Consider the following 23,641-nt stretch of genomic DNA (forward strand, 5'->3'; position numbering starts at 1 on the left):
AGATTAATATAACGCTACGCACTTTCGAATCCAAATAGCCAATACTTCTTCATTTGGCTAAACGCTCCCATTCGGATTAACAAAATTTGAGCATAAGAATAAGATAGGTTTACCTCTTCATAATTGCTGATTCAATAAAATTTTGAAGAAATATTTGATAATGCAACAGAAATATCTATATTTGGTAAACCAATCTGGTAAACCAATTTAGATTTATGTGATATCATCCAAATGTCCTTTTGAAAATTATTTTAAAACGGGTAATTATCTAGTCACAACAGATGCTAATGCTTTTGCTGAGGTGAAATATTATAATTTGAACTATGAAAAAACTCATATCCGTTGCATTCTGCCTTTGTATACTTTTTGGATGCGAAAAACCCGTTACGACAAACTCAATTAATGTTAATGATATTGCAGCTTTAACCCAAGCGATTAAAGACTGCAAACCGGGGGATGATATTATCATGGCCAATGGTATTTGGAAAGACGTCCAAATCGAGTTTTTAGGAAATGGCACCAAAGACAAGCCAATCATTTTAAGAGCGGAAACGCCTGGGAAAGTTACGATTGAAGGTGCGTCCAATCTAAAGCTAGGAGGTAGTTACTTGATTGTAAAGAACCTTTATTTTAAAAATGGTCATACCCCCACCAAAAATGTCATTCAATTCAAAATTGATGAAAAAACCGTCGCAATGCACTGCAAAGTGACCAATTGCGTTATTGAAGAATTTACCCAACCCAATCGCGATGATACGGACCATTGGGTGGAATTTTGGGGCAGACATAACGAGTTGAGTAATTGCTATATTGCCGGGAAATCAAATTTTGGGCCTACAATTAGGGTGCGATTAGATGGCAACGAAAATGTTAAGAATTACCATAAAATCATCAACAACCATTTTGGACCAAGACCTCGTAAAGGTGGGCCACATGGAGAGACTTTACAAATAGGTGACAGTGGAACATCCATGACACCATCGCATACCATTGTTCACAATAATTTATTTGATCGTTGCAATGGCGAAGTTGAAATTATTTCAAGTAAATCTAACTTTAACGTGTTTACCAGTAATGTGTTTTTTGAGAGTGAAGGCTCGTTGGTGTTGCGTCATGGAAACTATGCTAAAATCGATGGCAACGTTTTTATCGGAAATGACAATTCAGAATTTATTGGTGGCATCCGGGTCATAAATACCGGACATTGGATTACGAATAACTATTTCTACAAGCTAAAAGGTTTAACATTTAGAGCGCCTTTGGCAGTAATGAACGGCATTCCGAAATCTCCTTTAAATCGATATAATCAGGTTACTGATGTCGTTGTGGCATACAACACTTATATCGATTGCATATCGCCATTTCAATTTGGTGTTGGTTCTAATGTCAGTCAAAGCGAAGTATTGCCAAAATCTGAAATCCGTTCTGCCAGAGCCGAACGCATGATTCTTGCCAACAACTTAATTTACAACCAGAATCCAGATAATTATCCAATTGTGGCCCATGATTCTGTGGATGGTGTTCTGTTTGAAAAGAATATTTTGAATAGTGAAAATAAAAGCGGAGTCACTTCGGGTGGTCTTATCAGAAAAGATTTTAAGATGAAGAAATTAACCGATAATCTATTCGTGCCTATCGAGAATTTTGAAGATGTCTATCGAGGATTTGATTTCGAAACGATCAAAACAGATTTTTTCGGAACTGAAAGAAGTAAGCAAAACGCAGTCGGTGCCATGATAGTTCCCGTTAAAAATAGACCTGTTTTAATCGACAAAAAAAAATATGGAGCCGATTGGTTCGAAACAGAAAAGGAAGCTTACAAACCACAAACACTCCAAGTTTCTAATGCTGATGAACTTAAAGTTCAACTATCAAAAGCAAATTCTGGTGATATTTTGGCTTTAAAATCTGGAGTTTATACGATTGATAAAAAACTAATCATTAATAAAAACATCACAATTACTTCATTAGATATCAACACAAAAGCTGAATTGCAGTTCACTTCTGATAGTATCGCATTTGAAATGCAACCGAAAGCAAGACTTCAAATAAATGAGGTCATTTTGAAAGGGAATGGCAACCAAGATGCATTTGCAACCTTGGATAAAAACATGACCAAAGCATACGATTTATTTTTGGAAAATGTAGAATTGGATAATTTTAACAGCGTGCTAAGAGTCTCTAAAGGTTCTTTTGCAGATACAATTTCTGTGGTTAATTCAGTTATCAAAAACTGCAATCGTGGTTTCCTTTTGAATAAAGAAATAAATGATGGTGGCGATTATAATGCCGAATTTGTGATCATTAAGAACACTGAATTTACCGATATCAAAGAAACCATTCTCGATTATTACCGTGGCGGTTATGACGAGTCGACCATTGGTGGGAATTTAGTGTTTCAGAACAACACCGTTACCAATTCTGGAAAGCTGGAATCAGACCAAATTCTCATAAAAAACAGGGGCATCGTGAATGTCGATTTTTCTAATAACACATTTAAAAACAATCCTGTAAAACTGATTGCCGTGCTTTGGGGCGAGAAAGACCAAAAACCTGTGGATAATACCATTGAAAATTCAGGAAAGATTGAAGTGGTTCAAAACTTGAAACTTAAATTAATGTATTAATAGTTCTCTTATAAAACCAATTTATAAATGAAAAAAATAGTATATACCGTAGTCACACTTTTAACAATTGTTGCTTGCAAAAATAAATCAAAAACGACCTTAGACGCAACCACTAAAAGCAAAACTGAAAATGTAACAAAATATCCAAGTGATGTTCTTCCATTTTTAAATGAATGGAGTATTCTTTGTGGAGATGGCACGCACTCTGACGAATTAGTAAATTTTGAACACAAAGATTTTTTTTATGTTGAAAATGATGCAAACACTAATTGGGTAGTCTATAAAACACCGAACTCTGGAATTACCTCACAAAATTCGAGCAATACCAGGACAGAATTAGGACAAAGAGAGAAATGGACACCAGAAGAAGGTGGTAAATTAACTGGCACATTAAAAGTGATGCATGTGTCAACTTCCGGTGATGCTAGAGTTGCTGCTTCATACTCGGTAGTTGTTGGACAAATTCATGGTAAGGAAGGTCACGAAAACGAACCTTTAAAAATATTTTATAAAAAATTCCCTGGACATACCAAAGGGGCTGTGTATTGGAATTACGAAATCAATACTGAAGGTGATAATTCGGGAAGATGGGATTTCTCAACAGCAGTTTGGGGGTATGATATGTCCTTAATTGGGACAAGTCCTGATACCGCTCCTCCAGAACCTGAAGACGGGATTGCTTTAGGCGAAGAATTCAGTTATGAAATAAACGTTTACGAAGGTGTTATGTATCTGACGTTTACAAGTGACGGTCATGAAACTAAAACGTTTACAAAAAATTTATTAAAATCAGACTTTGCAACAAAAGAAGCTATTCCTCAACAAATATGGACTTTATATGCCTCTATAGGTCGTGACGGCATTGAACGCAAAAATGCCTATGCTGGGGAGACGCAAAATTTCAAACAAGGTGCTTATAACCAAACCAACGGAAAGAATCCTGAAGATAATATGGTGTGGAGTACTGGGTCAGAAACTTATGATGGCGATATCGCCAAACAATATGCAAATGGAGATTATGCCGAAGTATGGTTTAAGGAAGCGACCGTAGGCGAAGGTACAGCTCCTAACAAATAAAATAGAAAACATTGAAGAAAGTCATATTTATCATTGGGGTTTCTGGTGTTGGAAAAAGCACCATAGGTCAATTATTGGCAAAGGAGTTGAACATTCCTTTTTTCGATGGAGATGATTATCATCCCAAAGAAAATATTGCTAAAATGTCTAATGGACAGCCATTGAACGACGCCGATAGAGCAGGTTGGTTGGCTATTTTAAATCAGTTGGCAAAGGACCAAATAAAAAATAATAGTTGTGTTATTGTCTGTTCAGCTTTAAAACAAAGCTATCGAGACCTCTTAAATTCCGGTTTGGAAAAGAACTACAAATGGGTGTATTTGTCGGGTAGTTTTAAACAAATCATTAAAAGAATGAAAGCTCGCGACAATCATTTTATGCCCGCAAAATTATTACAATCTCAATTTGACATCTTAGAAAAACCTAAAAATGCCATTGAAGTTGATATCCGTTTAACGCCAAAAGAAATAGTGAAAAAAGTGAAAGATGCATTAGATCATAAATCGGAATTTGGACTCTTCGGCCTTGGAGTCATGGGGAAAAGTTTGAGTCGGAATTTAGCCAAAAAAGGGTTTAAGATTTCCATTTTCAATAGAGAACTAAAAGGAACTGAAGAAAATGTTGCCATCAATTTCAAGCATGAATTTCAAGAATTATCGTCAGCACTTCCATTTAACAACATTGAATCTTTTGTAAACTCTTTGGAAGTCCCACGTAAGATAATGCTTATGGTCAATGCAGGTAAAATTACCGATATGGTAATTAAAGATTTGATGCCGTTTCTATCGGCAGGCGATATTTTAATTGATGGAGGTAATTCAAATTATAATGAAACAAAAGAACGGTTCGATTATTTAAAATCAAAAGGTATTCATTTTGTAGGCGCTGGTGTTTCAGGCGGCGAAGAAGGCGCATTGAATGGACCATCCATTATGCCTGGTGGCGATAAAGAAAGTTATAAAGCTGTTCATCCATTTTTAGAAGCCATAGCGGCAAAAGATGAAAACGGTTTACCATGTTGTACTTATATAGGAACTGAAGGTAGTGGACATTTCGTGAAAATGGTTCATAATGGCATTGAGTATGTAGAAATGCAATTATTGGCAGAAGTGTTTACGATGCTACAAGCATTGGGAAATAATCCTGACCAAATTGCTGATATTTTAGAATCGTGGAAAGCGCATAGCAATAGTTACTTGTTAGAAATCACTATTGATATTTTGAGGAAAAAAGAAGGCGATGATTGGTTGGTAAATAAAATTATGGACAAAGCTGGCAATAAAGGTACAGGCAACTGGACAACTATTGCAACAGCTCAATTGGGAGTACCAAGTACCATGATAGCGTCCGCTTTGTTTGCTCGTTATTCCTCATTTTATAAGGAAGAACGAATAGTTGCAAGTGGAAATTTTCAATCCAATGAAAGTTCTAAATTCGATGTGACGAATGATGAAATTCTAAAAGTATACCAATTTGGGCGGTTGATAAACCATTATCAAGGTTTTAAATTAATAGATGAAGCTTCAAAAAGCTATAAATGGGATTTAAATTTGAGTGAACTGTCACGAATCTGGACAAATGGCTGCATCATCAAATCTGACCTGATGGTTGAATTGGTAACGGTATTCAAATCAACCAACAACATGTTGACCAATGAGCACATCATCCAACAGATAAAAAAATCAAAACCAGCCGTTAAAAAAGTAGTTTCCCAATGTGTTTTAAATGATTTGCCAATTCCAACCTTAAGCGAGTCTGTTAATTTCCTAAACAATTTCGCCATAGCAAAGTCATCTGCAAATTTAATACAAGCACAACGCGATTATTTTGGAGCACATACCTTTCAACGATTGGATGATGATTCTGGAAAATTCTACCATAGTACTTGGAAATAAAGAACTAAACTAAAACCACCACACCATGCCAACATCCGAAAATAAAAAGTCCTTACTTAAAAAATTTATCGCGATTATTTTGGGCTTTGGTCCTGGAATTTTTGCCATTGGTTATACCATAGGCACAGGTAGCGTAACGGCAATGATTGTTGCCGGAAGCAAATTTGGAATGCAGTTATTATGGGTGCTATTATTGAGTTGTTTATTTTCAGGAGTTTTAATGTTTGCCTATGGTAATTATGCTTTGATTACTGGCGAAACGGCGCTCTACGGATTTAAAAAGCATTTAAAGTTTGGTAAGGTTTTAGCCCTTTTAATTATCGTAGGGATCACTTTTGGACAATGGAATTCCCTGATGGGTATTTTAGGCATTTCAGCCAATATTATTTTTGAAATATTAGCGGCAAATTTTGAAGGCTTGATTCCCTATAAATATGAAACGGTTTTAATTACAGCCATTATCATCATCGTTATTTTCTACTTGCTAATGCTCGTGGGAAAATATACGTTTTTCGAAAAGATTCTGGTCATATTCGTAACACTTATGGGTTTGTCATTCGTTCTTTCATTATGTTTTGTACAGCCACTTCCGGCAGATGTCATTCAAGGGTTAATACCTACCATTCCAGATGTGCCTGGTGGTAAAATGTTAGTTGCTGCTTTTGTTGGGACTACGATGGCCTCGGCTACATTTTTGTCGCGACCTCTTTTTGTAAAAGGAAAAGGATGGACTATAAAAAATTTAGGTCAGCAAAAAAAAGATTCTATAACCGCTGCTATTTTAATATTCTTAATAAGTGCTACCATAATGGCAGTGGCAGCAGGTGCGTTGTTTCACCAAGGAAAAGTGGTTACTCAAGTACTCGATATGGCAAATACTTTAGAGCCAGTTGCGGGTAAATGGGCAGTTTCTATTTTCTTTTTCGGAGCGTTAAGCGCTGGTTTATCCTCTATTTTTCCTTGTTTATTGATAGCGCCATTATTGGTCGCTGATTATCAGTCGGGAGTTTTGGATACCAACTCGAGACAGTTTAGAATTATTACGGCCATCGCCTGTTTAGTGGCGTTAATTGGACCTGCTTTTGGAGCAAACCCAATTGAAGTCCAAATTTTGTCACAAGTATTTAATGTGTTTGTCTTGCCGATTGTTATTCTTGGAATCATATTAATGGTAAATAGTAAGAAAATAATGCAAGGCTATAAAACGGGTGTTTTTGTCAATATTGGGCTGTACGCGTCACTTCTTTTTGCATGTATCATTTCGTACAATGGGGTATTGGCATTAATGGATTATTTTTAAACATCCTCTTCATTAAAAATCATATTGTTGCAATAGAGGACGCTCCGATGGGGCTTAAGAGTCATGATGAGGTTATCTACTACAAGGACTACGCTCCTCTGGAACTGAAAAATCCGTAGGTATGTCATCTTAGTAATATGAATTATCAGATAAAATAAAGGCAAGAGGCGACGCTTTGAGATGGCAGCTATGGACGACATTTTAAAATTTGTTTTTAGTTTAATTTTCAAAATGTTTAATTGAGCAGTAGTATTTGATAATCAATTGAATATAGATTTATGTTAAATGTCTATATATTTTTTGGATAACACCAAAAATCGAGTATATTGGTAAACCAATCTGGTAAACCAGTTTAATGTCGCTAAATATGATGAATTTAAAACAGCTTTCCTTACTACTAATTAGTCTTATTTTTTCCTGGTCCCAATCACAAAACAACGATTTGGTCAGTACTATTTCAGAATTCAATCAAGCAGTTTTAAATGCAAAGCCTGGTACCACAATTACGCTGGCAAATGGGGTTTGGAAAGATGCTGAACTGGTTTTTGAAGGCATAGGAACAAAAGATAACCCCATCACACTTACCGTCGAAAAAAAAGGAAAGGTAACGTTAGAAGGCGCTTCAAATTTACAAATGGCAGGCGACTTTTTAATAGTAGAAGGTTTGGTGTTTAAAAACGGATATACACCAACCAACGCCGTCATTTCATTTAGAAAAAGCAGAGAAGAAATGGCGAACAATAGCCGACTGACAGAATGTGTGATTGACAATTACAACAATCCTGAACGTCAGGTGCAGGATTACTGGATTACCATTTATGGTAAAAATAATCGGATAGATCATAATCATATTTCTGGTAAAAAGAATTTGGGTGTGACAATGATCGTTGGTTTGGATACAAGAGGGAGTATAGAAAACAACCATAAAATTGACCATAATTATTTTGGACCTCGACCAACCTTTGGAAATAATGGAGGCGAGACCTTGAGAATTGGAACAAGTCATAATGCATTGGAAAATTCGAACACGTTGGTAGCGTCCAATTATTTTGATAGATGTAATGGTGAGCACGAAATTATTTCAAACAAATCATGTCAAAACACCTTTAAGCACAATACTTTCTTTGAGTGTACAGGGACGTTGACCATGCGTCACGGCAATGAAACCTTAGTGGACGGTAATGTGTTTATAGGTAACGGAAAACCTAGTACAGGTGGCGTTCGTGTCATCAACGAGACCCAAACAGTCATCAATAATTATCATATTGGCCTAACAGGATATCGTTTTAGAGGTGCTTTTGTGATGATGAATGGTGTGCCAAATTCACCACCCAATCGCTATGTGCCAGTCATAGACTCCAAAGTGAACCATAACACGTTTATCAATTGCGATCATATCTTATTTGGTGCTGGCAGTGATGCTGAAAGAAGTCAAGCACCTAAAACGTCTGAATTTTCGAAAAATATTATATATAATGAACACAAGAAAGACATTATTACGGTTTACGATGATATTAGTGGGATCACATTTAAGGATAATATTTTAGGTCGAAATTCAGAGACGAGTATTAAGGAAGGTTTTATAAATGCCGATATAAAATTGGTAAAAAATGAACAAGGGTTTTTAATTCCTACATCAAATGAAATAAAAACAAAGGTGACGATAAGTCCAAATATTGCCACCAAAGAAAACACAGGAACAACGTGGTATTCAAAGAAAGATAACAACGTAGCCTTAAATTCTGGTAAAATACTTAAAGTAAAAGCTGGAATCAATACCTTATTTGAGATTGTAAATACATCTAAAGCTGGCGATATTATAGAATTGGAAGCAGGAGGAAATTATCTATTAACGAAAGCGGTTCAAATAAATCATCCATTAACATTTAAATCTTCTGGACAAGAAAAAGCAACCATTATGTTTGAACGCATGATGGCTTTTGAGATTCAAAATGGCGGAAGTTTATCTTTAGAAAATATCACGTTTGATGGCGAAAAATCCCCAGATTACGCAGGCAATTCGGTCATAAGTACGAGTAAAAATTCGATGTTGGAAAATTACAAGTTGTTTATTGATAACTGCACATTTCAAAATATGGTCGTCAACCATTCGTTTGATGTATTGCGCGCTTCCAAAGGTACATTTGCAGATACCATCAGCATTCAAAATTCGACATTTAAAAACATCACCGGTAACATTGCGGCTTTGGATAAAGAAACCGATGATATTGGTGCTTATAACGTCGAGTACCTTATCATGAAAAATAATATAATTACCGATTTGCAAGGCGCAGCTTTGAGATTGTACAGAGGCGGGAAAGATGAAAGTACCTTCGGACCATTTCTCGAAATGGATCATAACGTGTTTGATAATGTAGGTCATGGTGCAAAAAACAAATACGATGTTGCAATATCTTTGTATGGTGTTCAGGTAAACGACATTGAAAATAATATTTTCAATGATTCGAAAGCACTTCATATGCATTTGGTGGTTGGTGAACCTATTGTAAATATTTTGAATAACAATTTTTACAATACCGATGCCATTGAGGTTACCGGCGACGAGAAATATACCGTTAAAAATTCATGGAATTTAAATCCTAAATTCAAGGATGGTACCTTTCAATTATCCGATGCGTCAGAATTGAAAGGAAAAGCCACAGATGGTTCAGACCTTGGAATTATACGTAAAAAATAAAGCATGTTTATAAAAAACAACATCCTACTGATTTTTCTGGTTCTAGCTATGGCGACGTCTCCTAGCCATGCACAATCAAAATCACTGTCTAAAGGAAAGAAATCAAATTCAAAAGAACATCCAAATTTGATTCTGACAAAAAAGGGTGTTTCTGAAATAAGGTCAGCATTGGGAACGATTCCAATTTTTGATGCGTCTTTAGCAGAAACTAAAGCAGAAGTTGACGCCGAGATTGCTTTAGGAATAGAGACACCCATTCCAGTAGATTATTCCGGTGGTTACACACATGAACGTCACAAACAAAATTTCTTAATCTTACAAAAAGCAGGAGTTTTATATCAAATTCTGGATGACGAAAAATATGCGAAGTATGTCAAAGATATGTTGATGCAATATGAGGAAATGTACAAAACATTACCATTGCATCCAAAACCAAGATCGTATGCGAGAGGTAAATTGTTCTGGCAGTGTTTGAACGATTCTAATTGGTTGGTCTATGTGAGTCAAGCGTACGATTGTATTTATAATTATTTAACGGAAAAAGAACGGAACAAACTAGAAAAAAATCTTTTTAGACCATTTGCCGATTTTATTTCTGTAGGAAATCCGCAATTTTACAACAGAGTGCACAACCATAGTACTTGGGGGAATGCCGCTGTTGGAATGATTGGTTTGGTCATGGATGATGAAGAATTAATACAACGTGCTTTATATGGGATTAAAGGTCTTGAAATAGACAAAACCGCTAAAGATGATGATGGAGGCTATATCAATAAAGATGGAAAAGCTGGTTTTTTGGCTAATGTAGAACAACCGTTTTCACCTGATGGGTATTATACTGAAGGACCCTATTATCAAAGATATGCGATGTATCCATTTTTGATATTTGCTGAAGGCTTGCAAAATGTAAGACCAGACTTAAAGATTTTTGAATTTAAAGATGGTGTGCTTTTAAAATCTGTAAATGCATTATTAACTTTATCTGATGCAGATGGGGAGTTTTTTCCGCTAAATGATGGTCAAAAAGGGATGTCTTATTATTCTAGAGAACTAGTGACAGCGGTAGATATAGCCTATCATTATGGAAATCGGGATCTTGGTTTATTAAGTATCGCAAAACAACAAGATAAAGTGTTGTTAGATGATTCCGGATTTTCTGTAGCACTGGGTATCAAAAATGGAAACGAAAAACCGTTCGTTAAGAAATCAATTAATTTATCCGATGGTGCTGATGGGTCAGAAGGTGGTGTTGCAATATTAAGAAATGAAGACCTAGAACTTGTTTTTAAGTATGCTGCACAAGGATCCAGTCATGGGCATTATGATAAATTATCATTTTCCTTATACGAAAAAGGCGAAGAAATCATTCAAGATTACGGATTGGCGCGCTTTGTAAATATCGAACAAAAAGGTGGAGGAAACTATTTAAAAGAAAACAAAACTTGGGCAAAACAAACCATTGCTCATAATACAGTAACACAAAATGAAACCTCTCATTTTAATGCAAAATATGATATAGGAAGTCAATATCATTCCGTTTTAAATTATTTTTCTTTTGAAAATGAAAACGTTCAGGTTGTAAGTGCAAAAGAAGCAAACGCATATCCTGGAACAGAAATGCTTCGCACAATGGTGCTAATTAAAGACGAAGATTTCGAAAAACCATATCTGTTGGATATTATGAAGGTAACATCCAATGAAGCCAATCAATACGATTTTCCGTATTATTTTATGGGTCAATTACTTAAAACCAATTTTAAGTACAACACACCAGAAACTCTAAAAGCTTTGGGAACTGATAATGGATATCAACATTTATATCTTGAAGGTTCTACAAAGGCAGAAAGTGAAAACAGTAAGTTGTCATGGTTAAATGAAGGTAAATTCTACACCCTGACTTCTGTTACCAATACGGGCGACGAAATAGTATTCACAAGAATCGGAGCAAACGATCCAGAATTTAATCTGCGACGTGATGCAGCATTAATGTTGAGACGCAAAGACACCAAAAACACACTTTTTGTTTCAGCCATTGAAGCACATGGCGGTTATAGCCCAGTGTCTGAATTCGCTGTAAACTCTAACAGTAGTATCACAGACTTAAAAGTGATTTTAGAAACAGAAGATTACACGGCAATTGCAATAACCAATGTCAACGGAAACACAAAACTATTTATAACGGCTAATACAAACGCTTCAAAAGAAGCAACACATAACTTAAAAATCAATGATAATAATTACCAATGGTCAGGTGCTTATTATTTCAAATAAAAACAAATTAATTAAAAATTATGAAACGAGCTAGTTCGAAATTTCATCATTCATCGGAATGGTTTATAGCGAACAGCATATGACCATTAAAAAATAATAAATATAAACATATGAAAAGATTTAGCGAAAAGTACGTCATCACAAAAGAAATACAATGGGAAGAACTTGGCGGAGGAGTATCAAGAAAGTTCTTAGGTTACGATAACCAAATCATGATGGTAAAAGTAAAATTTGAGAAAGGAGCATTAGGTGCCCCACATCAACATTTTCACACGCAAGCTACCTATTGTGTTTCAGGTAAATTTGAATTTGAAATTAATGGAGAAAAGAAAATTGTAGAAGCAGGAGATGGAGTATATATTGAACCTAATTTATTGCATAGTGCAGTTTGTTTGGAAGAAGGGATGCTAATTGACACATTTAGTCCTGTAAGAGAAGATTTCTTAAGTGGAGGTAAGGTATCTTATTTTGGAGATAAACAGTGATAAGAAAAAAACTGATAGTCCTATCCGTGAAGACCTTATGAAATAGTAATAAAACTCTTACAGGCTGATTACACATTTGCTATATTAACCTAAACATTTACTTTTTTAACATATATAATTTACGAAAACGTTGTAATTAACAATTATTTAATATATATTTGGTAAACCAATCTGGTAAACCAATTTTATCAGGTTGATTTTAAGGCATAAAAAAAAGGACAGGTGCACGCCTATCCTTTCTAAATAAATACTTCTTTGGAGGGAAGTAGTTTTATGACATGTCAACTTTATGATGACACGCTTGGCAAAAGTACAAAAATTATTGTACTATGTCCGTGTTTTGATAGAGTGAATTAGCGTGGTTTATCCATATACACTTTAAACAAAAACAAAACGAATTATGAATCCAAAAATTAAATTGACATTGTTGCTTTTTGCGATATTCAATGTCTCGCTATTTGCTCAGGATGGCTTTACGCTGAAAGGTACCGTTGTTTCCGGTGCTGATTCTCAGCCAATACCAGGAGTAAATGTTCTTATTAAAAACACCACCAGAGGAACCAGTACTGACTTTGACGGCGCCTACCAAATAGAGGTGACGTCCGGAGATGTGTTGAGTTTTTCTTATGTAGGGTACACAACTCAAGAAATTACTGTTACAAATCAAAGTGAGTTAAACGTGTCATTGGCTGAAGATGCTGCCAAATTAGATGAAGTAGTCGTTGTAGGTTACGGTACTCGAAAAAAATCACATCTTACTGGAGCGATAGCTAAAATAGGAGGAGATGAGGTTGCAGCAGTACAGGCTGCGCGTGTGGATGAAGCATTGGCAGGGAAACTACCTGGAGTTAACATTCAAAATCAGAGTGGGGAACCTGGTTCAGATTTAAAGATTCAAATTAGATCAGGGTCATCACTTTCGAGTAATTCAGATCCGCTAATTGTTGTTGATGGGTTTCCAATTTCAGGAAATTTAGCAACGGTTAATCCTAACGATATAGAAAGCTTGGAAGTATTAAAAGATGCTGCTTCTGCTGCCATTTATGGTTCTTTGGGTGCAAATGGTGTTATCTTGGTGACTACTAAAAAAGGGAAATCAGGTAAACTTAATTTTAGTTATAATGCCTACACAAGTATTTCAAGAAAGTATGTAAAAGATATTGAAATGCTTAAGACTGCTGGAGAGTGGGCAGAAGATTTACAATCAGGGGCTTATGATCTTACTCAAACTGATCCACGATTGTTACAATATAGATTGGATGCCTATGCAAATGCACCAGATGTAGTTAGTATGGAAGATTGGCTTTTTAAGTCAGGGAGCAGTACGAGCCACGATTTTAGTATGAGTGGTGGATCAGACAATATAAAAGCGTTTGCTTCAATTGGATATTTAGATACTGAAGGTATTGTTAAAGGGCAAGGTTACGAAAGATATAATGGACGTGTGAATATTGATGCTACTTTAAATGATAAATTTAAGGCAGGAATCAGTATGAATGGATTTTATGGTAATCAGGATATTGTACCATGGGAAATGAGGGATCTTTTAAGAGCGTATAGTATTAGTCCTATATACCATACACAAGCGTCTATTGATTTTGTTCAACAATTGGATATTAAAAGACAAGCATTATTCAATTCAGGGTATACAGCAAACAATTTCGGTCGCTCTTTTGACCAAGACTATAGAGGCGATAAATCTTTAGGTTTAGATCCACAAAGCATCTATGATTTGCAACCAGGTGACGTTGTTCACGATTGGCAGTATGGTAGAAATCTTAATGGTATTGGAGGAACAGGTGATGCAGGTGTAGGTGCCAAATTCGACAATTCAAAAAGGTATAAGAAAACCCTTTATGGAAATGTTAGCACTTACGTACAATACGAAATTTTAGATGGTTTAAATGTAAAAACCATTTTTGGGGCAGATTCACGTGATGTGAATGAGTACTACTATCGTGGTATATTAACAGATGGTCAACAACGTTCCAATCAAACTGATTTGGACATATCAAATATCAAAAAATCTACCATATTAAGTACCACTACTTTAGATTATGCAAAAGTGATTGCTGATAAGCATGATATCTCCGCTGTTATTGGTTTGGAGTTTGTAAACACTAAGTTTAATGGATTGTCATCGCTTGGATCAAATGTGCAAGTTGGCTTGCCTTTAAACTACTCTTATTTTGGGGCTGAAGACGTTATTTCTCGCAGAATTGAAGAAAAGCAGGCTAGAAGAGGTGTTTTTGGACGGTTAGCTTATGCGTTTGATGATCGTTATTTAGTATCGGCTTCCATTAGAAGAGATGGGGATTCACGTTTTGGAGCAAATGAGAGATACGCCGTATTTCCAGCAGTATCTATAGGTTGGAATATTCATAATGAATCATTTTTAGAAGATAACAATGTTATAAGTCTTTTAAAGCCCAGATTTAGTATGGGTTCTTTGGGGACGTCTTCAGATTTAGGATCATACAGTGCCTTAAGTATTTTAGGTACTACGCCAACTGCTTTTGGACCAGGGTTCTTAATCCCGGATGATGTTGCAAATCCGGATTTAACCTGGCAAACGAACAAGGAAACTAACTACGGTCTTGATACAGGATTTTTAAATAATCGATACAGATTTAGTGTAGATTATTATACTTCGGATGTTGAGGATATGTTGATTAATCAAAGTGTTTCCGAGGTTCTTGGTACACCTCAAGTGAGACTTAACCGTGGTGATATTACAAGTTCTGGTCTAGAGTTTGAGCTAAATGCAAATATTATACAAAACGATGGTTTTTCTTGGAGTGTGAGTGCTAATTTATCTACGGTTAATTCAGAAATCACTAGCCTAGGTGATTTAGATGAATTACCTCGTCAAATTTACGGTGGACCCGCAGATAGAGGTGCTGAGTTTAGAAATTATGTTGGCGGAGAACTTGGTGAAATGTGGGGCTATGAAAGCGCAGGCCAAGTTGAGTCCATATACATTGCAGATCCAACTAGAAATGTTGGATATGGAAGTGGCGTTCATTATGTGGTAGATCAAAATGGAGATGGTGAAATTACTTACGAGGATGATTATGTTAAATTAGGATCAGCAACTCCAGATTTTTATTGGGGATTGTCAAGTAATTTAAACTATAAAGCTTTTGATTTATCATTTCAATTCCAAGGATCGCAAGGAGCGGAAGTATATAATATTGATCCAATTTACTGGCAATCATTATTCCGCGACGCTACAGGACCAAATTTTGATGCTAATAATGATGGCATTGCTGATGCTAACGGTCTACATTATTTAGAATCAAGAAACGTACATGGCGGATTTGTTCAAGACGCCTCTTACGTTGCATTAAGAAATATTACTTTAGGGTATACACTTGATTCAGATTTCATCAGTAAAGCCGGTATTGGTTCTATGAGAGTTTATCTTGCCGCTACTAATTTATTATATATCATGGGTAAAGACTACACATCATTTAACCCTGAAGGTATAGAGACCGAAAATAATGGTTATGCGGGTCCAACAACTTATGGATATCAAGAAGGTGCGAGCCCGATTGTTAGAAGTTTTACGTTTGGCCTTAATGTTAATTTTTAATTGAGAAACAGATGAAAAATATAAGATTTATATACGTAGCAATAGTGTCCTTTGTGCTGGTAACAGCGTGCGACAATGATTTGGATCAATCACCTGCTTTAGATTTGGAAGCAAGTAATATAGAGGATTATGCACCCGTTTTGAATGCAGCATATTACTATCATACTGGGGTTGCAATGCCACAATTGGTTATGGGCGATTTTAGAGCTGACAATATGTTAATGATTGAAAGCCCGTTTACCACAATGGATACGTATAATGCGGATTTAGAAGGAGGGGATATGTCTGGAGCATTTTTTAGCCCGGTTTATAGTAATTTGTACAAGTCAATTTTAAGTGCAAATAATGTTATTGATAATTCAATGAACGCTACGCAAGTAGCTGAGGCTAAATTTTTAAGAGCTTTATCTTACTTCAAGCTTGTATTGGTTTTTGGTGATGTTACAATTAATTTATCACCTTCACCAAGCATCTCCGATACTTCAATTTTAGTGAGACAGCCAGCGAATGACGTTTATAATGACGTAATTATTCCTGACTTTAAAGACGCCATAGCCGGTTTAACTAATTCTGGATTAGCATCTGGGCGCGCATCTCAAATTGCTGCACGAGCATTTCTTGGTAAAGTATATATGCACAGAGGTGATTATACTAGTGGGGTAACAGAGTTTGCAGCTGTTGTAAACGGAGCTGCTGCTGCAGGGATAACCTTAGAAGCCGATTTTGCAAACGTTGTAACGGATGTAAGTTCAGAAATTATATTTGCTACTCAAATTGCAGCTTCTATTCCAAATGCAGATGGTTCTACTTCTGCTTCTACGTTCGTAGGATGGTTTGGTGGCGCTGATACAAAAACGCTTACCCCTTTAGATCCACGCTTAACTGCTGCTTTTGATGCTAGTAGTGCTGCTGGTGGAGGTCCAGATTTAAGAAAAGCACTATCTATTGATGTGGCTAATAGAAGAGGTGTGAAATATACAGGAGGTCTTGATCAGGACTTTATAGAAATGAGATTATCAGATGTGATTCTATTGTATGCAGAAGCACTTAATGAAACTGGCACGCCTGCAGCAACTGTACTTACTTTATTAGATCCAATAAGAATGAGAGCAGGTTTAAATAGTTTAACGGGCACCGCAACGACTCAAGCTGATGTTAGAACAGCTATTGCTAATGAAAGAAGAGTAGAGTTAGCCATGGAAGGTCACAGATGGTTTGATTTGGTGAGAACTGGTGCAGTTGATGCTGCAATGGGTGAAACAGTTAATAGTAATTATTATGTGTTTCCAATTCCAAATTCAGAAATTCTTGCAACTAATGGGGTAATTACACAAAATCCTGGTTACTAGAGTCAAGTCAGCTCATAAAAACGCGTGATTATTTTCACTCGAAAGATAAAGGTGCTTTTGTCAAAGTGAACTATTACGGATTAAAAGTAAATCATTAGATTATTTGAGTTAGTCCAAATTAATGCCTTTGTTGAGTTTTACTGATCTTTATAGATTAGTAAAACTAGCAAAGGAAAAAAAATTAAAGTTTTTTTAAAATTTTTAACAGCCATTCTGGTTAACCAATTGTGTAATTTTGATTAAATCATTAAAATTAGTATATGAAATTAGACATACCTACAAAAGGCGATAACGAAAAGATAGCAAAGGATATTATTTCTAAAATAAGAGATTTTATAAATCATAAAAACTTAGAGCCTGGTGATAAGTTGCCCTCTGAGAGAAGTCTCTCAGAAAAATTTGGGGTATCACGAGGTAACGTAAGGGAAGCAATCCAAAAATTAGAGCTATATGGACTTTTGAAATCCATTCCCCAAAGCGGCACTTTTGTTGCAAATATTGGTATCATAGCACTTAATGGCATGATTGAAGATATTTTGCGTTTAGAAAAGCCAGATTTTAAATCTCTGGTTGAAACAAGGATTTTATTAGAGTTAAAAACAGTCAGACTTGCAGCAAAGAGAAGAACGCCCGAAGATTTAATTCAAATGAGGGAGGCATTGGATGCTTACACCAAAAAAGTTCTCAATGGAGAAAATGCTGTGCAGGAAGATTTGTTGTTTCATTTAGCGATTGCAAAAGCTTGTGGGAATAGTACCATGAATACGTTTATGCTTACTATTACACCAGAGATTATCACAAATTTTGAAAAACACCATGTTTGTGATATAAATGTACGGGTAATTGGTATTAAGGAGCATGAGGCCATTTTTGAGGCGATAAAAAATCAAGATCCAGAAATAGCAAAACAAAAGATGAAAGATCACTTTAGAGAACTTTATAAGTATTGTTACAATATTTAAAAAATTAGAATGAAAGTATAAATGCACGCTTGTGTTTTCATTGGGTAAAATGGAGGGAAGTAAGTAGATTCATAAATAATTTCATCCGAAATTATGAGGTAATCAGCTCACTTTTATAGATAAAAAATAGTTCTGTCACATTAATGGTTAATGGTGACACAGGAAGATTTTGTTTTAAATCGAAAAAATTATGAAAGTTAAAAATTTAAGATGGTGGGTAGTGGCGTTGATCGCTATTGCTACTGTAATTAATTATATCGATCGTACATCATTAAGTGTTCTTTGGCCAGAAATCGCTAAGGAACTGTACCCTGGACATTCAGCCGATGAGACCAAGTCCATTTACGCTCTTATTTCAATCATTTTCGTATTTTCTTATGCTTTTGGGCAAGCGATATTCGGTAAAATATTCGATTGGGTAGGTACCCGAATAGGATTTGTACTTTCTATTGGCGTTTGGTCCATTGCCACTGCGTTACATGCTTTAGCTCAAGGGGTTTTAAGCTTTGGTATATTCCGCGCCATATTAGGTGTTGCGGAAGCTGGTAACTGGCCAGGAGCTACTAAAGGTAATGCGGAGTGGTTTCCAACCAAAGAACGTGCTCTCGCACAAGGGATTTTTAACTCTGGGGCTGCAATAGGAGGCATTATTTCCATTCCATTAATTGCATTTTTAACCATCTATTTTAGCTGGAAATCTATATTCATCTTGATTGGTCTAGCAGGTTTGCTTTGGTTGATACCATGGTGGATTTTAGTAAAAGCGCCGCCTAAAAAACATCCTTGGATTACAGATAAAGAAAGGGAATATATTTTAACAGGCCAAAAAAATGAAGATTTTGACGGCGATGGAATCGAAGATCAGGAATATAATCCAAACACTAAAGAACTCCTTGGTCATAAACAAAGTTGGGGTGTAATTCTAGCATCAGCAGCTATTGATCCAATATGGTGGTTATTTGTTTTTTGGATACCCATTTATTTAAATGAAGTCTACGGTATGGATGTGAAATCTATTGGCCTTTATGGTTGGGTACCATATGCAGGGGCTATGTTGGGGGCTTGGTTTGGAGGACTATTAGCACAGAATAGATTAAAGGCGGGTTGGAGTGTTAACAAAACTCGAAAAATGGTCATTACCCTAGGATGCTTAATTATGTTACCAGCATTGTTGGCAATGGCAAGTCCGGGTGGTCCAACGACAGCAGTTATTATCATGGCAGTGATCTTGTTTGGATTCCAAACAGCGATTGGAAATATTCAGACTTTACCTAGTGATCTTTTTAGTGGAAAAACCGTAGGGACATTAGCAGGATTCTCTGGTATGGCGGCTAAACTTACCGCAGCCGGTCTAACGTATCTAGTGCCATGGTTAACGAGCGGAGGAAACTATACTCCAGCATTTATTATCGGAGCTGCGTTAGCTATTTTAGCGTTGGCTAGTGTGTGGATATTTATTCCGAAAGTTAAACCTATGATTAAAAAAGTATAGCATAATTATAAATTTAAAAAATTATTAAAGATGAGCAATTCAAAAGAAAAAGTAGCAGTAGTAACAGGCGCAACAGGCGGTATAGGTTTTGAAGTCGCAAAAAGATTAGGAAAAGATGGCTACACGGTAGTATTGAACGGTATTGACGATGCTGCTGGTGCTGAAAGGTTAAAGGAACTTAAGAAAGAAGGAATTACCGCCGAGTATTATGGTTTTGATGTGACAGATGAGAAACAGGTAACGTCAAACATCAAAAAGATTGGAGAAAAATATGGCAAAATTGATGTGCTCGTTAACAACGCTGGTGGATTAGGCGGAAGATCAAGATTTGAAGAAATGACCACTGAATTTTATAGATCTGTCATGGCGCTTAACCTTGACTCTGTGTTTTTTGCTTCAAGAGCTGCGATACCGTTTCTAAAAAAGGGTGATCATCCTTCTATTATTAACTACACTTCAAATGCAGGATGGACCGCAGGTGGACCGGGAGCAGGAGTATATGCAACCTCTAAAGCTGGTGTGCATGCCATTACTAGAGCCTTAGCAAAAGATTTAGCTGAATACGGCATTAGAGTAAATGCAGTATCTCCAGGGACTATTGACACACCTTTTCACGCCCAAATTAAAGCAACCAAGCCAGAAGTTTTTGCGTCTTGGGCAGATAATATCATGTTGGGAAGATTGGGTCAACCAGAAGATGTAGCTGGTGTTGTGTCATTTTTAGCAAGTAAGGATGCATCTTTTATAACGGCTGAAACTATCCAAATTGGTGGTGGACAAGCTTTAGGTATCTAATATTACAATTTTAATAAAAGAAGAAATGAATAAATTTAAAGGAAAAGTTGCCGTTGTAACGGGAGGTTCAAGAGATATTGGTAGAGCAATTTCTATTAGACTTGCAAAAGAAGGTGCTAAAGTAGTTGTCAACTACAATAGTTCTGAAGCTGGAGCTCATGAAACTGTAGCTGAAATAAAAGCTTTTGGAGGTGAAGCTATTGCAGTTAAGGCAGATGTCTCTAAATTAGATCACATTAAAAATTTAAAGGCAAAAACGGTTGAAGCATTTGGAGATAAAGTCGATATTCTGGTTAATAATGCCGGTGGTCTTTTTGCCCGTAAAACCTTACAAGAGTTAGATGGGTCATTTTATAACTTAGTTATGGATGTCAACTTTAAATCTACTGTTTTTGTAATGCAAGCATTTGAACCTTTAATGGGTAAAGGAAGCTCAATCGTCAATCTTTCATCTCAAGCATCAAGAGATGGTGGTGGAGGTGGATCTTCATTATACGCATCTTCTAAAGGAGCGGTAACGACCTTTACCAGAGCAATGGCAAAAGAACTTGGGCCTAAGGGCATTCGGGTTAACGCAATCTGCCCTGGTTTGATAGGAACTAAATTTCATGATGATTTTACTAAAGATGAAATTCGTACTAAAGTGGCCGCAGGTACACCTTTAAAAAGAGAAGGTAAAGCTGCTGAAGTTGCTGATTTGGTGGCGTATTTATGTTCAGACGAAGCTTCGTTTATCACAGGAAACAACGTGGATATCAACGGAGGACTTGCGTTTAGTTAAATTATGATTATAGTTCATAAAAGTAAGAAATATGGGTAAAGTAGTCACCTTTGGAGAAATTATGTTGCGGTTATCAACAGAACGGCATTTGCGTTTTTCTCAAGCAAATTTCTTTGCAGCGTCTTATGGCGGTGGCGAATTTAACGTCGCTGTTTCTCTAGCTAATTATGGTATTCCCACAGCGTTTGTAACACGTCTTCCTGATAATGAAATTGGTGCTTGTGCCTTAAAAGAAATGCGCAAGTTTAATGTGGAAACTACTAATGTCATTTATGGCGGCGACCGTTTGGGCATTTATTATCTTGAAACCGGTGCAGGTACTCGAGGAAGCAATGTCGTTTATGATAGAGCCAATAGTTCTATGGCCACCATTCAAAAGGGAGCAATAGATTGGAAAGCTGTATTGAAAGATGCCACTTGGTTTCATTGGAGTGGAATTACACCTGCCATATCAGAATCAGCCGCACAAGAATGTTTGGAGGCTGTAAAAGCAGCTCATGAATTAGGGATTACGATCTCATCAGATTTGAATTATAGATCAAAATTATGGCAATATGGAAAATCGCCAAAAGAGGTCATGCCAGAACTGCTGAAATACAGCAATGTCATCCTTGGCGATCTTGACACCGCATTTTTTATGCTTGGACAGGATAAAGTCAACCCAAATTATCAAGATGAAAAATCACTTCCGGTTTTATATGATAAATTGTTTGAAATTTGCCCAAATCTGAATACTGCAGCAACCACATTAAGATATTCTATTAGTGCATCACACCAACAAATTGGAGGTGTTTTATATGATGGTAAACGCTTGTTAACTGCTGATATTAAAGACGTCACTCCCGTAGTTGATCGCGTTGGAAGTGGTGATGCCTTTATGGGTGGATTGATTTACGGATTAGTTAATGATTCCAATGACAAAAAAAGAGCTTTGGATATTGCCGTAGCTGCATGTTGTTTAAAACATACCATTTCAGGGGATATTAATTTGACAACCCTTGATGAAATAGAAAAATTAATAAGTGGAGATGCTTCAGGAAAAGTGTCGAGATAAGTGATTATCATCTTCTTTTGTAACAAATAGCAAATGACAACAAATAAAAAATCAGTTTTGATTTTATGCGGTGGTGGTCCTGCACCTGGTATCAATTCTGTTATAAGCACTGTTGCAAAGGTTTTTCTAAATGATGGTTATCGTGTTATAGGTTTGCACGAAGGCTTTAAAGGGCTTTTTACTGAAAATCCAGAGCTAAAAGAATTTGATTTTTTTCACGCCGATAGAATATTCAGTAGAGGTGGTTCAACGCTGATCATGAGTCGTTTTAAGCCTAAAGATGAAAAATTAAATTTGAAGATTTTTAAAGATTATAATGTCAAATTATTAGTTACTATTGGAGGGGATGATACAGCATCGACCGCAAATAGAATTACCCAATATTTACAAAAGGAAAACATTTTAATTTCCAATATCCACGTTCCCAAGACCATTGACAACGATTTGCCGTTACCGGATAGAAACCCGACTTTTGGATTTCATTCTGCAAAAGACGAGGGAGTTAGAATAGGAAATACGGCTTATGAAGACGCAAGAACCAGCCAAAACTGGTTTGTGATGTCGGCCATGGGACGGTCTGCAGGCCATTTGGCATTTGGAATTGCCGCAAGCTGTCATTTTCCAATGATGGTCATTCCTGAAATGTTCAATAAGACTGAAATAACTTTGGATAAGGTAGTTCGCTTGGTTATTTCATCAATAATTAAAAGAAAACTATTAAATATCAATTATGGTGTAGCCATGATAAGTGAGGGTATTTTCCATAATTTATCAAAATCAGAACTTGACAAAAGCAGAATTAATTTCACTTATGATTCACACGGCCATCCAGAATTGGGAAATGTGAGTAAATCCCATATTTTAAATGTGCTGGTTGAAAACAGACTGAAGGAAATAGGATTGGATGTTAAAACACGACCTATTGAACTGGGTTATGAGCTCCGTTGTTGCAGGCCCATCGGTTTTGACCTGACTTTGTGTACCCTTTTGGGGATTGGAGTCAAAAAATTGTTTGATGAAGGAAAAAGTGGGTGTTTGGTATCTGCAAATTCACGAGGAGAAATACTTCCTCTATATCTCACCGATTTGCAGGATGAAGAAGGAAAAATTAGACCCCGGTTGGTTGAAATAGATTCTGAATTTGCACATTTATGTTTTCAGAATCTACATTATTTGAAAGCAAGTGATTATGGAATATTAAAGGATTTTAATATAAATCCTGAAGACTATGATTTTGATAAAATACTAATAGAAAAATAA

General features: G+C 36.2%; 15 protein-coding genes. All 15 read left to right on the plus strand.

Annotated elements, in window-relative coordinates:
- The first annotated feature begins 323 nt into the window (after positions 1-323).
- Positions 324-2,627, plus strand: a complete 2,304-nt coding sequence (locus JEM65_RS08100; RefSeq protein WP_199598444.1) for a chondroitinase-B domain-containing protein — start codon at positions 324-326, stop codon at positions 2,625-2,627.
- A 27-nt stretch (positions 2,628-2,654) separates the two neighbouring features.
- The gene (locus JEM65_RS08105; protein WP_199598445.1) at positions 2,655-3,704 is read left to right on the plus strand and encodes a polysaccharide lyase family 7 protein; all 1,050 of its coding nucleotides are present in this window, start codon (positions 2,655-2,657) and stop codon (positions 3,702-3,704) included.
- Positions 3,705-3,715: 11 nt separating this feature from the next.
- Positions 3,716-5,599: an NADP-dependent phosphogluconate dehydrogenase gene (gene gndA / locus JEM65_RS08110; protein ID WP_199598446.1), complete on the plus strand. Its 1,884-nt coding sequence runs from the start codon at positions 3,716-3,718 to the stop codon at positions 5,597-5,599.
- 25 nt (positions 5,600-5,624) lie between these two features.
- Positions 5,625-6,899 (plus strand): Nramp family divalent metal transporter, encoded by a 1,275-nt coding sequence (locus JEM65_RS08115; RefSeq protein ID WP_199598447.1) that lies wholly within the window; start codon positions 5,625-5,627, stop codon positions 6,897-6,899.
- A 367-nt stretch (positions 6,900-7,266) separates the two neighbouring features.
- The gene (locus JEM65_RS08120; RefSeq protein WP_233530579.1) at positions 7,267-9,597 is read left to right on the plus strand and encodes a chondroitinase-B domain-containing protein; all 2,331 of its coding nucleotides are present in this window, start codon (positions 7,267-7,269) and stop codon (positions 9,595-9,597) included.
- A 3-nt stretch (positions 9,598-9,600) separates the two neighbouring features.
- Positions 9,601-11,868 carry an alginate lyase family protein gene (locus JEM65_RS08125; RefSeq protein ID WP_199598448.1) on the plus strand — a complete coding sequence of 756 codons (2,268 nt, stop codon included), beginning with the start codon at positions 9,601-9,603 and terminating at the stop codon, positions 11,866-11,868.
- A 110-nt stretch (positions 11,869-11,978) separates the two neighbouring features.
- On the plus strand, positions 11,979-12,353 hold the full coding sequence (locus JEM65_RS08130; protein WP_199598449.1) for a cupin domain-containing protein: 375 nt from the start codon (positions 11,979-11,981) through the stop codon (positions 12,351-12,353).
- Between the two features lie 400 nt (positions 12,354-12,753).
- Positions 12,754-15,948, plus strand: a complete 3,195-nt coding sequence (locus JEM65_RS08135; RefSeq protein WP_199598450.1) for a SusC/RagA family TonB-linked outer membrane protein — start codon at positions 12,754-12,756, stop codon at positions 15,946-15,948.
- An 11-nt stretch (positions 15,949-15,959) separates the two neighbouring features.
- Positions 15,960-17,297, plus strand: coding sequence for a RagB/SusD family nutrient uptake outer membrane protein (locus JEM65_RS08140; protein WP_199598451.1), 1,338 nt, complete (start codon positions 15,960-15,962; stop codon positions 17,295-17,297).
- 260 nt (positions 17,298-17,557) lie between these two features.
- Positions 17,558-18,259: a FadR/GntR family transcriptional regulator gene (locus JEM65_RS08145; protein ID WP_199598452.1), complete on the plus strand. Its 702-nt coding sequence runs from the start codon at positions 17,558-17,560 to the stop codon at positions 18,257-18,259.
- A 190-nt stretch (positions 18,260-18,449) separates the two neighbouring features.
- Complete coding sequence (locus JEM65_RS08150) at positions 18,450-19,751, plus strand: MFS transporter (protein WP_199598453.1); 1,302 nt, start codon at positions 18,450-18,452, stop codon at positions 19,749-19,751.
- Positions 19,752-19,781: 30 nt separating this feature from the next.
- Positions 19,782-20,546: an SDR family NAD(P)-dependent oxidoreductase gene (locus JEM65_RS08155; protein WP_199598454.1), complete on the plus strand. Its 765-nt coding sequence runs from the start codon at positions 19,782-19,784 to the stop codon at positions 20,544-20,546.
- Positions 20,547-20,571: 25 nt separating this feature from the next.
- Positions 20,572-21,327, plus strand: coding sequence for an SDR family NAD(P)-dependent oxidoreductase (locus tag JEM65_RS08160; protein WP_199598455.1), 756 nt, complete (start codon positions 20,572-20,574; stop codon positions 21,325-21,327).
- Between the two features lie 31 nt (positions 21,328-21,358).
- Positions 21,359-22,381: a sugar kinase gene (locus tag JEM65_RS08165; RefSeq protein WP_199598456.1), complete on the plus strand. Its 1,023-nt coding sequence runs from the start codon at positions 21,359-21,361 to the stop codon at positions 22,379-22,381.
- A gap of 33 nt (positions 22,382-22,414) precedes the next feature.
- On the plus strand, positions 22,415-23,641 hold the full coding sequence (locus JEM65_RS08170; RefSeq protein ID WP_199598457.1) for a 6-phosphofructokinase: 1,227 nt from the start codon (positions 22,415-22,417) through the stop codon (positions 23,639-23,641).

Origin of the sequence: Gelidibacter salicanalis (assembly GCF_016469035.1) — a bacterium.
Classification (GTDB): Bacteria; Bacteroidota; Bacteroidia; order Flavobacteriales; family Flavobacteriaceae; genus Gelidibacter; species Gelidibacter salicanalis_A.

Bases quoted from the DNA above. Each gene is read 5' to 3' on its own strand.
- JEM65_RS08100 (WP_199598444.1), top strand. From the start codon at position 324: ATGAAAAAACTCATATCCGTTGCATTCTGCCTTTGTATACTTTTTGGA.
- JEM65_RS08105 (WP_199598445.1), top strand. From the start codon at position 2,655: ATGAAAAAAATAGTATATACCGTAGTCACACTTTTAACAATTGTTGCT.
- JEM65_RS08115 (WP_199598447.1), top strand. From the start codon at position 5,625: ATGCCAACATCCGAAAATAAAAAGTCCTTACTTAAAAAATTTATCGCG.
- JEM65_RS08120 (WP_233530579.1), top strand. From the start codon at position 7,267: ATGATGAATTTAAAACAGCTTTCCTTACTACTAATTAGTCTTATTTTT.
- JEM65_RS08125 (WP_199598448.1), top strand. From the start codon at position 9,601: ATGTTTATAAAAAACAACATCCTACTGATTTTTCTGGTTCTAGCTATG.
- JEM65_RS08130 (WP_199598449.1), top strand. From the start codon at position 11,979: ATGAAAAGATTTAGCGAAAAGTACGTCATCACAAAAGAAATACAATGG.
- JEM65_RS08135 (WP_199598450.1), top strand. From the start codon at position 12,754: ATGAATCCAAAAATTAAATTGACATTGTTGCTTTTTGCGATATTCAAT.
- JEM65_RS08140 (WP_199598451.1), top strand. From the start codon at position 15,960: ATGAAAAATATAAGATTTATATACGTAGCAATAGTGTCCTTTGTGCTG.
- JEM65_RS08145 (WP_199598452.1), top strand. From the start codon at position 17,558: ATGAAATTAGACATACCTACAAAAGGCGATAACGAAAAGATAGCAAAG.
- JEM65_RS08150 (WP_199598453.1), top strand. From the start codon at position 18,450: ATGAAAGTTAAAAATTTAAGATGGTGGGTAGTGGCGTTGATCGCTATT.
- JEM65_RS08155 (WP_199598454.1), top strand. From the start codon at position 19,782: ATGAGCAATTCAAAAGAAAAAGTAGCAGTAGTAACAGGCGCAACAGGC.
- JEM65_RS08160 (WP_199598455.1), top strand. From the start codon at position 20,572: ATGAATAAATTTAAAGGAAAAGTTGCCGTTGTAACGGGAGGTTCAAGA.
- JEM65_RS08165 (WP_199598456.1), top strand. From the start codon at position 21,359: ATGGGTAAAGTAGTCACCTTTGGAGAAATTATGTTGCGGTTATCAACA.
- JEM65_RS08170 (WP_199598457.1), top strand. From the start codon at position 22,415: ATGACAACAAATAAAAAATCAGTTTTGATTTTATGCGGTGGTGGTCCT.